This window comes from Palleronia salina (genome assembly GCF_900141995.1).
GTDB lineage: Bacteria > Pseudomonadota > Alphaproteobacteria > Rhodobacterales > Rhodobacteraceae > Palleronia > Palleronia salina.
Map to the genome: position 1 here is coordinate 413,740 of NZ_FQZA01000001.1, position 10,258 is coordinate 423,997.

The following is a 10,258-nucleotide window of genomic DNA, read 5'->3' on the forward strand; positions in this document are numbered from 1 at the left end:
AAAGACCCCGCCCCATGTATGACGCCGCTTTCTGGATCACCTCGCTGTCGATCCTTGGCCTGCTGGTCTGCTCGGGCTTCTTCTCCGGCTCGGAGACCGCGCTCACGGCCGCCTCGCGCGGCAAGCTACGGTCCCAGGCCGATCGGGGCAGCAAGGGCGCGCAACGCGCGCTCGAGATCACCGAGGACAACGAGCGTCTGATCGGCTCGGTGCTGCTGGGCAACAACCTGGTGAACATCCTCGCCACGTCGCTGGCCACCGCGCTCTTCACGCGGCTGTTCGGCGACAGCGGCGTGGCGCTGGCGACGCTCATCATGACGCTGCTGGTGCTGATCTTCGCCGAGGTGCTGCCAAAGACCTACGCCATCACCAACGCCGAGTCCGCCGCCGCGACCGTGTCGGCGCCGATCAAGATCGTGGTCAAGCTGTTCGCGCCGGTGGTCGGCGCGGTGCGCATGCTCGTGCGCGGGATCCTGCGGCTGTTCGGCGTGCAGACCGACCCCGACAGCCACATCCTCGCCATCCGCGAAGAGATCGAGGGCGCCCTGAACCTGGGCCACTCCGAGGGCGCGGTGGAAAAGGAAGAACGCGACCGCATCCTGGGCGCGCTGGACCTGAGCGAGCGCACGGTCGAGGAAATCATGCTCCACCGCTCGAAGATCGAGATGGTGGATGCCGACCGCCCGGCCTCCGAGATCCTGCAGCAATGTCTCGACAGCCCGCACACCCGGCTGCCGATCTACCGCGACAAGCACGAGAACATCCTGGGCGTCGTCCACGCCAAGGACCTGCTGCGCGCGCTTTACGCCCGCCGGATCGCGGCCAACGGCGCCGACAATGCCTTCGACGGGTTCGAGATCACCGAGGTCGCGATGGAGGCGTATTTCACGCCTGAGACCACCACGCTCGAAGACCAGATGCGCCAGTTCCTGCATCTGCACACCCATTTCGCGTTGGTGGTGGACGAATACGGCACATTGCAGGGCCTCGTGACGCTCGAGGATATCCTGGAAGAGATCGTGGGCGAGATCACGGACGAATTCGACCTCGAGGAAGACCAGCCGCTGAAGCGCACCGAGGACGGCGATTACATCATCGACGGCGGCATGACGATCCGCGACCTGAACCGCGCCGCCGACTGGTCGCTGCCCGACGAAGAGGCCAACACCATCGCCGGCCTCGTCATCCACGAGGCGCAGACGATCCCGACGCAGGGCCAGGTGTTCAGCTTCCACGATTTCCGCTTCGAGGTGATCGAGCGGCAGGACAACCGCATCACCAAGCTGAAGATCCGGCCTCTGACGTGAGTCATTACGCCTATCTCGACGCCCCCGGCCCCATCGCCTTCGCCCATCGCGGCGCCGCCGAACGCCACGCCGAGAACAGCTTCGAGGCGGTCGAGCGCGCCGTCGGCATGGGCTTCACCCACGTGGAAACGGACATCCAGGCCACGTCCGACGGCGTGCCGGTGCTGTTCCACGACGACACCACCGACCGCCTGCTGGGCCGCAAGGGCCGCATCGCGGACCTGGACTGGCACACGCTGTCGGGGCTGGAGCTTGCGGGCGGCGGCCGTGTCGCCCGGCTGGACGAGGTCTTTCGCGCCTTCCCCCGGCTGCGGCTGAACCTCGACGCCAAGACCGACGATGCCGTACGCCCCATGGGCGACGCCATCGCCGCCGCGCGGGCGCAGGACCGGGTCTGCGCGGCGTCTTTCGTGCAGGCCCGCACCGACGCGCTGCGCCTGCGCTTTGGGCCCGAGCTCTGCTGGTCGCCGGCCATGGGCGGGGTCGCCAAGGCGTGGTTCGCCGCGCGCCTGCGCCTGCCCGTGCGGTTCGCGCCGGCGTTGCAGGTGCCCACCCACTGGAACGGGATCGCCGTGGTCACGCCCCGGCTGATCCAGGCGGCCCACCGGCGCGGCAGCCAGGTGCATGTCTGGACCATCGACGCGCCCGACCAGATGCACGCCCTGTTCGACATGGGCGTGGACGGCGTGATGACCGACCAGCCCAAGGTGCTGCGCGACGTGATGACCGAGCGTGGCGCCTGGGGTCAGAGCGCGTAGAGCGCCCCGAACTTCGTTTCCAGGTAGTCCAGCAGCGGCGCCTCGCTTGGCGCGGTGCCGCAGGCGCGGGTGATCAATTCGCGCGGCGCGTAAAGCCCGCCGTGCCGCTGGACGTTTTCCCGCAGCCAGGTTGTCGCGGGCGCCGTGTCGCCTTGCGCCAGGTGATCGTCCAGGTCCGGCACCGCCGCCCGCATGGCAGCGTTCAGGCATCCCGCGTAGACATTGCCCAGCGTGTAGGTGGCGAAGTAGCCGAACAGCCCCACCGACCAGTGCACGTCCTGCAGGAACCCGTTGGACGGCCGGTCGACCGGGTAGCCGAAATCGGCCGCGAACCGGTCGTTCCACGCGCCTTCCAGGTCGCCCACCGCCAGGTCGCCGGCGATCAGCGCACGCTCCAGGTCGAAGCGCAGCAGGACGTGCAGGTTGTACTGCACCTCGTCCGCCTCGGTCCGGATGAAGCCGCGATGCAGCCGGTTCACCGCGCCGTAGAAGGCATCGGCGTCGAGGCCCGGATCCCCGAACACCTCGGCCATGCGACCGTGCAGCCAACCGGTGAAGGGCCGCGACCGGCCCAGCTGGTTCTCGTAGATCCGGCTCTGGCTTTCGTGGACGCCCATGGACACGCCCCCGCCCAGCGGGGTCATAAGGTAGGCGCGGTCGATATTCTGCTCGTAGGTGGCGTGGCCGACCTCGTGGATCGTGGAATACAGGCAGTTGAACGGATCGGTCTCGACCGTGCGGGTGGTGATCCGCACGTCGTCGCCCGAGCCCGAACTGAAGGGATGCACCGCGCGGTCGATGCGCCCGCGGGTGAAATCGTAGCCGAACGCCCCGGCCAGCTCGCGCGACAGGTGGAACTGCGCCTCGGGGTCGAAGCGGCCCGTCAGAGCCGCGGGCTGCACGGCGCTGTCCATCGCGGCGTCGCGCAAGGCGACAAGCCGGGGGCGCAGCGCGTCGAACATGGCCGACAGGGTGGCCGCCGTGGCCCCCGGCTCGTAATCGTCCAGCAGCGCGTCGTAGGGGTCGCCCCCGTCGGCCAGCGCCTGCGCCTCGTCCCGTTTCAGCGCCACGACCCGATCGAGAATCGGCAGGAACGGCTTGGGGTCGTCCGTCGCCCGCGCCTCGGCCCAGACGCCCTGCGCCGTGCTGGTCACCCGCGCGATTTCCGAGGCGAGCTTGCCCGGCACCATGCGCGCCTTGTCGAAGCCGCGCCGGATCTCGCGAAGCTGCGCCGCCTGCATGTCGTCGGCGGGCTCGGCCGCCGCAAGCCAGTCGCCCACGCGGGGATCGGTCCGGCGGTCGTGCAGCATCGCCGACAGCACGCCCATCTCCTCGGCCCGCTGCTCGGCCGCGCCGCGCGGCATCACCGTCTCCTGGTCCCAGCCCAGGCGGCCCGTGACCTCGGCCAGCGCGTGGGTGTCGCGCTGGAACGCCATCAGCTCGTCATAGGCGCTCATGCGGTGGCGCCCCGCACGGACTGGGCGCGCGGATAGGCCGTCTGGTGGCGGGCGCGCAGGACCAGAACCCAAAGGACCACGGCACCGAACTGGTGCAGGATCGCCAGGTGCCAGGGCGCGGCATGCACGACCGTCACGATGCCCAGAAGCATCTGCACGAACATCATCCCCAGCATCGCGCCGAAGGCCCCCCGCGTGGCGGTGAACGGCGACCGGCGGGCGCGCAGGAACACGAAGATGCCGAAGGCCAGCAGGACATAACCGCTCATCCGGTGCATGAACTGCACCAAGCCGTCATTCTCGAAGAAGTTGCGCCAGACCGGCTGGATGTCGAACGGATAGGGCGGGAAGAAGCCGCCCGCCATCAACGGCCAGTCGGTATAGCCCCGTCCCGCGTCGATCCCCGCGACCAGGGCGCCCAGGATGATCTGCAGGAAGGTCAGCCCGACCAGCCAGCCACCGAGCCGCATCAGCCCCGCCTCGCGCGACCGGCGCGCCTGCATCAGCTGCGCGTCTGGCCGGCCGAGGCTGAAGGTCCACCACGCGATGAGGCCGAGGATCACGAAGGCCAGGCCCAGATGCGTGGCCAGCCGGTAGGACGCGACATCCAGCGCGGTCCCGGTCAGGCCGGAACTCACCATCCACCAGCCGATGGCGCCCTGCAGCCCGCCAAGCGCGCCGATGCCGATCAGCCGCCCGGTCCAGCCCGGCGGGATGTTGCGGGTGACGAGAAAGCCCACGAAGCCCAGGGCCCAGACCAGCCCGATCAGCCGGCCCAGCTGCCGGTGGCCCCATTCCCACCAGTAGATGAACTGGAACTCCTCCAGGGTCATGCCCTTGTTCTGCAACTGGTACTCGGGAATGGCGCGGTACTTGTCGAACTCGGCCTGCCACGCGGCCTCGTTCATCGGCGGGATCGCCCCGGTCACGGGCGCCCACTCGGTGATCGACAATCCGCTGTCGGTCAGGCGGGTGAGGCCACCCACGGCGATCATCACCACGACCAGCGCGAAAAGGATCATCAGCCAGATCCGCACCGCGCGGCGCGCGCCGCGGGGCCGTGCGTCGATCATGCCGCCCCTGGGCGCCTCGGCCGGCTTTCCGCCGCTATCGACCTCTTCGAAAATGGACCGCTTGGTGGCCATGTATCCCCCGTCTTTCGCTCGCGCAGACCCTATGCCCGCCGCCCCTGCCCCGCAAGTCAGCCCCCCTGGGACCGGCCCCGCACCAATTGCCGCAGCGCGCCGTGCAGAAGCTGTACATCGGCCTTCTGCAGCGGCATCCGGCTCCACAGGTTGCGCAGGCTCCGCCGCATGTGCGGTGCCTTCTCGGGCGGGAAGAAGAAGCCCGCGTCGTCCAGCCGGTCGTTCAGATGCTCGGCCCACCGCTCGACCTCGAGCGCGGTGGCCGGCGGCTCGGCGGCGCGCTCGGGCGCGGGCGGCGGCAGATCGGCCTGCCGGCGCCACTCGTAGGCCACCAGCAGCACGCATTGCGCCAGGTTCAGCGACGCGAAGGCCGGGTTCACCGGGACCGTGACGATGGCGTTGGCCTGTGCCACGTCGTCATTTTCCAGTCCCGCACGCTCGGGCCCGAAGATGAAGCCGATGCGCTCGCCCGCCGCCATGCGCGCCCGCGCCTCGGCCACGGCCTCTTCGGGTGTGAAGACGGGCTTGGTCAGCTCGCGGCTGCGGGCGGTCGTGGCGAAGGTGAAGCTGCAATCCCCGGCCGCCTCGGGCAGCGTCGGCGCGACCTTCGCCCCTTCGAGCACGGCCACGGCGCCCGAGGCCAGCGCCTCGGCCCTGGGGTTGGGCCAGCCGTCGCGCGGCGCGACAAGCCGCATGTCGGTGAACCCGAAATTCAGCATCGCGCGCGCGGCGGCGCCGATATTCTCGCCCATCTGCGGGCGGACCAGGATCATGGCGGGCGGGGTGTCGGCGGGCTGTTCCATGGCGGTGCTGATAGGGTCCCGGGCGGTGACGGGCAAGCGTGGTCAATCCCGTCCGGCCACGCTAGAAGGCCGCCTGAACCGCCCCAAGGAGACCGCGCGATGAGCGACGACGCCCCGCAGCTTTACCTGATTTCGCCGCCGCAGATCACGCCCGAGACGTTCCCCGAGGACCTCGCCCGACTGCTCGACGCCGCGCCGGTGGCCTGTTTGCGGCTGGACCTGACGTCGCGCGATGCCGACACGCTGCTGCGCGCCTGCGACGCCGCCCGCGCGGTGACCGAGCCGCGCGACGTGGCACTTGTCCTGCGTGACGCGACCGAGATCGCGCAGCGCGCCGGCGTTGACGGGGTGCACCTGTCGGGCGGTGCGCGTCACGTTCGGGCCGCGCGCAAGACGCTGGGTGCGGACGCAATCGTCGGCGCCTTCTGCGGCGCCTCGCGCCACGACGGGATGAACTCGGGCGAAGCGGGCGCCGATTACGTCAGTTTCGGCCCCGTGGGCGGCGCGGCGCCGGCCGAGGGCACGTTGGCCGACGACGATCTGTTCGCCTGGTGGTCCGAGATGATCGAGCTGCCCGTCGTGGCCGAGGGCGGATTGTCCGAAGATCGCATCGCGGCGCTGAGCCCGGTGAGCGATTTCATCGCGCTCGGCGAAGAAGTCTGGTCGGCCGACGACCCCGCCGCCCGGCTCGCCCAGCTTCACGCCCTATTCTGAGGGCCGGTCCCCGCGCACGGCCACCTCGGCCGCGCGGGCCAGCGCCTTGCGGTCGGGAAAGTCGGCGACGCCGAGCGGGGCGTGGAAATCCACCCGCACCGCGCCGCGATGGCGGGCCGACAGCACCCGCAGCAGGTGCAGCCCGAACTCCATGTCGCCCCACCAGCCGTAGAACTCGGGCGGCTGGTCCTCGGGCGCGGAGTAGCGGACGCTGACCGGCTGGATCGCCATCCGCGCCTTCATGTCATCTGTGAAGAACGCGGCGAAAAGCGTTGTCTTGAACGGTAAAACCCTGCGCCCGTCGGTCGATGTGCCTTCGGGGAAGAACAGCAACCTGTGTCCGTTTCGCAGACGGCCCACGAAGGTATCGCGCTGCGCCGCCGCCGCGCGCCGGTCGCGCCGGATGAACACCGTGCCCGTGGCCCGCGCCAGCCAGCCGATGCCGGGCCAGTCGGCCACCTCGGCTTTCGACACGAAGTAGAGCGGCCCGGCGGCATTCAGCACGAAGATGTCCAGCCAGGACGCGTGGTTCGCCACCAGCGCGCCGGGGCGATCCATCATTCGACCCTCGGACCGCCAGTCCAGCCCGCAGAGCCACACCGCCCCCCGGCACACCCCTTGCGTGATCCTGGGTGATACCGGCCGCGACGCGCCGGACAAAGGACGCTCCACCAGCCGCACCGTCAGCAGCAGGATAAGGCCACCGAACACCAGCAGCGCCAGCGGCAGGATGCGCGCCGCGATGCGCAGCCGGTCGCCCCAGGTGAAGGGCGGATGGTCGGGGTAAGGTGCGTTGTCCCAGCCGCTCACGGGCGCGGGCCGGTGTAGCGCGCGGCCTGCGCGGCGTTCATCCGCTCGGTGTCGATGACCAGGCACACATCCGTCGTGTTGAAGTCACGATCGACGAACGCGCCCTGCCCCACGAAGCCGCCCAGCCGCAGGTAGGCCTTGATGAGCGGCGGCACCGCGCGCATGGCGGCCGCGCGGTCAATCTGGGCCTCGGGCACGCGATCCATGGCCACCGCGCCGGGCGGGCGGGCCGTTACGCGCAGCTCGGGCGGGGCCAGGTGGCGGTGGTGCAGGATCGACAGCGGCGCGGCCAGCGCGTCCGGGTCGGTGCCGTGGAAGCTGGCCACGCCGAACAGGATGTCGATCTCGTGCCGTCGGACGTAATCGGCCAGCCCGGTCCAGAGCTGGAACATCGCCATCCCCCCCCGGTAATCGCGATGGATGCAGGAACGGCCGAGCTCCATCAGCCGGCGCCCCGAGTCCAGCAGCGGCGACAAGTCATATTCATCGGCGCTGTAGAACCCGCCCGCCCCGCGCGCCGCCTCGCAACGCAAGACGCGGTAGACGCCCACCACGTCATCGTCGCCGGGGCGATTGCGGTCGCGCAGAATCAGGTGATCGAAATAGGGGTCGAACCGGTCGGCCTCGCGCCGGGCGGCGTGATCGACCAGCGGGCCATCGCCGCCCAGTTCCTCGACGAACACGGCATAGCGCAGCCGCTGGGCCTTCGCGAGGTCATCCGGGCCGCTGGCCAGGGACAGCTCAAAAAGGGGCTCGGGCATCGTCTGCGCCATCTTGGTTGTCGGGGCGCCACGGGTCTAGGCGGACCCCTCGCGCTTGGCAAGGCGCGCCCGCGCGGCCGCCCGGGTTTACACGGCGGGCCGCTTGTGTTGACACTCCGTTAACCTCCCCGTGCGCTAATGACGTGGCGCTCCGCGCTACTCGTCGAAAACGGGGATCAGGTCGATGCGCTTGCCGTCGACGACCACTTTCCCCTCGTGCTGGAACATGACCGTGACGATCCCGCCGATATTCGATTGGACCTGCCCCAAGCCCCAGTCGGGCTGCGTGGGGTGGCGGACGAGCATCCCGGGCTCGAGCAGGGCATTCATTCCGGACACGCGTCACCTTCCTTCCGTCCTTCGCGCGGGGCGTCCATGACCATGAACACCTCCAAGCTCAGCGCCCTTCTGGGGTCGCGCATCTGCCACGACCTGATCTCGCCGCTGGGCGCCATCGGCAATGGTGTCGAGTTGTTGCAGATGTCGGGCGCCGCCGACAGCGCCGAATTGTCGCTGATCAGCGAAAGCGTCGAGAACGCGAATGCCCGCATCCGCCTGTTCCGCGTGGCCTTCGGCGCCGGCAATCCCGATCAGCGGATCAGCGCGGGCGAGATCGCGTCGATCCTGCGGCCCATGGGGCAGGCCCGGCAGCTGACCATCGGCTGGGACCCGATCACCGACATGGCGCGCGACGATGCCCGGCTGATCTTCCTGCTGCTTCTCTGCCTGGAAACCGCGCTGCCCTATGGCGGCGATGTCCAGATCGAACCCTCGGGCGCCCGCATCGTGCTGCGCGCCAGGGCCGAGCGGATGCGCCACGATCCCGCGCTCTGGCGCCAGCTCCACACCGACGGGGCCGAGGTCCCGCAAGCGTCCGAGATCCAGTTCCCCCTGGCGCGGCTTGCCGCCGCCGAAACCGGGCGCAGGATCGACACCGTGGTCGAGGATGGGCGGATCGACATCGCTGTGTGAGCCGCTCAGGCGCGGCGACGCTGCCTTCACGCGACGCCTCGTCCGGATGGCTGAGCGGGTCGGATCTAACTATGCCGCGGCGCGATGCTGCGGCGGGTTCCGAAGCCTCAGGGCAAGCCAAGATCATGGGGGTCAGACGGTAAAGACGGCTCCGAAGCGGGAAAATTCGCCTCCGGCCGGCAAAGCGAACCGCCTTGGGTTCATGAAACGGGTCGGGACGGCACCTGAGTCGCCGCCCCGATCTGCCGAATGCCTCAGCCGCGCGTGTTGCCAGTGCCGCGCACCTTGTACTTGAAGCTGGTCAGCTGCTCGGCGCCCACCGGGCCGCGGGCGTGCAGCCGCCCGGTGGCGATCCCGATCTCGGCGCCCATGCCGAACTCGCCCCCGTCGGCGAACTGGGTCGAGGCGTTGTGCATGACGATGGCGCTGTCGACCTCGTTCAGGAACCGCGCGGCTGTATCGGCATCGTCGGTGATGATGCAATCCGTGTGGTCCGAGCCGTAGCGCGAGATATGGGCCATGGCGCCGTCGATATCGTCGACCACGCGGGCGGCGATGATCTTGTCCAGGAACTCGCGCCCCCAGTCATCCTCGCCCGCCGCGACCACGCCGTCGATGGCGGCCACGTCGGCATCGCCGCGCACCTCGACACCGGCATCCAGCAGCGCGCGGACCACGCCCTGCCCCACGGTCTTCAGCACGTCACGGTGGATCAGCAGGCATTCCGCCGCGCCGCAGATCCCGGTGCGCCGGGTCTTTGCGTTCAGCACGACCTTCAGCGCGGCCTCGGGGTCGGCATCCTTGTCGATGTAGATATGCACGATGCCTTCGAGATGGGCGAAGACCGGCACGCGGGCCTCGCGCTGGACAAGTCCAACAAGGCCCTTGCCGCCACGGGGCACGATCACGTCGATATAGTCGGTCATGGCCAGCATCTCGCTGACGGCGGCCCGGTCGCGGGTGGGGACCAGCTGGACGGCGTCCTCGGGCAGGCCCGCGTCGGCCAGGCCCTGCACGATGCAGGCATGGATCGCGCGCGAGGAATGCAGCGATTCGGACCCGCCGCGCAGGATCACCGCGTTGCCGGATTTCAGGCACAGCGCGCCGGCATCCGCCGTCACGTTGGGGCGCGATTCGTAGATCACGCCGATGACACCGATGGGCGTGCGCACCCGCTCGATGGCAAGGCCCGAGGGCATGTCCCAGCTGTCCAGCGTCGCGCCCACCGGGTCATCCTGCGCCGCGATGGCGCGCAGGCTGCCCGCGATCGCCTTGATGCGGTCGCCGTCCAGCATAAGCCGGTCCAGCATGGCGGGGCTCAGGCCCTTCTCGCGGCCGAACTCCATGTCCTGGGCGTTGGCGGCCACGATCTCGGCCTCGGCCGCTTCCAGCCGGTCGGCCGCGGCGTTCAGCGCGCGGGTCTTGGTCTCGGCGGGCGCGATGGCCAGTTGCTTGGCCGCCGCGCGGGCGCGCGATCCCATGTCGGCCATCAGGGCCGCGATATCGTCGGTATCTTTCATCTTTCGTCCTC

The 10,258-nt window shown here is 69.7% G+C and carries 11 protein-coding genes; 4 read left to right on the forward strand and 7 right to left on the reverse strand.

Going from position 1 to position 10,258, the window contains the following annotated elements; genetic code table 11:
* Nucleotides 1–14 precede the first annotated feature (14 nt).
* Nucleotides 15–1,307: an HlyC/CorC family transporter gene (locus BUB76_RS02015; protein WP_073126113.1), complete on the forward strand. Its 1,293-nt coding sequence runs from the start codon at nucleotides 15–17 to the stop codon at nucleotides 1,305–1,307.
* Nucleotides 1,304–2,065: a glycerophosphodiester phosphodiesterase family protein gene (locus BUB76_RS02020; RefSeq protein ID WP_073126115.1), complete on the forward strand. Its 762-nt coding sequence runs from the start codon at nucleotides 1,304–1,306 to the stop codon at nucleotides 2,063–2,065. The genes BUB76_RS02015 and BUB76_RS02020 overlap by 4 nt, the downstream gene beginning before the upstream one ends.
* On the opposite strand, the gene BUB76_RS02025 is transcribed toward BUB76_RS02020, so the two are convergent.
* Genes BUB76_RS02025 through BUB76_RS02035 form a run of 3 tightly spaced genes read right to left on the reverse strand, consistent with a single transcriptional unit; the run spans nucleotide 2,053 to nucleotide 5,470 of the window.
* Nucleotides 2,053–3,522: a carboxypeptidase M32 gene (locus BUB76_RS02025; protein ID WP_073126117.1), complete on the reverse strand. Its 1,470-nt coding sequence runs from the start codon at nucleotides 3,520–3,522 to the stop codon at nucleotides 2,053–2,055. The genes BUB76_RS02020 and BUB76_RS02025 overlap by 13 nt on opposite strands.
* Nucleotides 3,519–4,667, reverse strand: a complete 1,149-nt coding sequence (ctaA, locus tag BUB76_RS02030) for a heme A synthase (RefSeq protein WP_073126120.1) — start codon at nucleotides 4,665–4,667, stop codon at nucleotides 3,519–3,521. The genes BUB76_RS02025 and ctaA overlap by 4 nt, the downstream gene beginning before the upstream one ends.
* A 56-nt stretch (nucleotides 4,668–4,723) precedes the next feature.
* The gene (locus BUB76_RS02035) at nucleotides 4,724–5,470 is read right to left on the reverse strand and encodes an RNA methyltransferase (protein ID WP_073126529.1); all 747 of its coding nucleotides are present in this window, start codon (nucleotides 5,468–5,470) and stop codon (nucleotides 4,724–4,726) included.
* Nucleotides 5,471–5,569: 99 nt separating this feature from the next.
* On the opposite strand from BUB76_RS02035, the gene BUB76_RS02040 reads away from it, so the two are divergent.
* A complete protein-coding gene (locus tag BUB76_RS02040) occupies nucleotides 5,570–6,184 on the forward strand; it encodes a thiamine phosphate synthase (protein ID WP_073126122.1) in 615 nt (204 codons plus the stop codon).
* Here the strand turns inward: BUB76_RS02040 and olsA are convergent.
* From olsA to BUB76_RS02055, 3 genes are all read right to left on the reverse strand, one after another.
* Nucleotides 6,176–6,994: a lyso-ornithine lipid O-acyltransferase gene (gene olsA / locus BUB76_RS02045; RefSeq protein WP_073126125.1), complete on the reverse strand. Its 819-nt coding sequence runs from the start codon at nucleotides 6,992–6,994 to the stop codon at nucleotides 6,176–6,178. The genes BUB76_RS02040 and olsA overlap by 9 nt on opposite strands.
* Nucleotides 6,991–7,755, reverse strand: a complete 765-nt coding sequence (gene olsB, locus BUB76_RS02050; protein ID WP_236737835.1) for an L-ornithine N(alpha)-acyltransferase — start codon at nucleotides 7,753–7,755, stop codon at nucleotides 6,991–6,993. The genes olsA and olsB overlap by 4 nt, the downstream gene beginning before the upstream one ends.
* A gap of 156 nt (nucleotides 7,756–7,911) precedes the next feature.
* Nucleotides 7,912–8,085: a DUF3553 domain-containing protein gene (locus BUB76_RS02055; protein ID WP_373280044.1), complete on the reverse strand. Its 174-nt coding sequence runs from the start codon at nucleotides 8,083–8,085 to the stop codon at nucleotides 7,912–7,914.
* Between the two features lie 45 nt (nucleotides 8,086–8,130).
* Between BUB76_RS02055 and BUB76_RS02060 the strand changes: the two genes are divergently transcribed.
* Nucleotides 8,131–8,727 carry a histidine phosphotransferase family protein gene (locus tag BUB76_RS02060; protein ID WP_073126132.1) on the forward strand — a complete coding sequence of 199 codons (597 nt, stop codon included), beginning with the start codon at nucleotides 8,131–8,133 and terminating at the stop codon, nucleotides 8,725–8,727.
* A 254-nt stretch (nucleotides 8,728–8,981) separates the two neighbouring features.
* Here BUB76_RS02060 and BUB76_RS02065 read toward each other — a convergent pair whose 3' ends face one another.
* Entirely contained in the window at nucleotides 8,982–10,247 is a 1,266-nt protein-coding gene (locus BUB76_RS02065; protein ID WP_073126134.1) for a glutamate-5-semialdehyde dehydrogenase, read from the reverse strand.
* Nucleotides 10,248–10,258 lie beyond the last annotated feature (11 nt).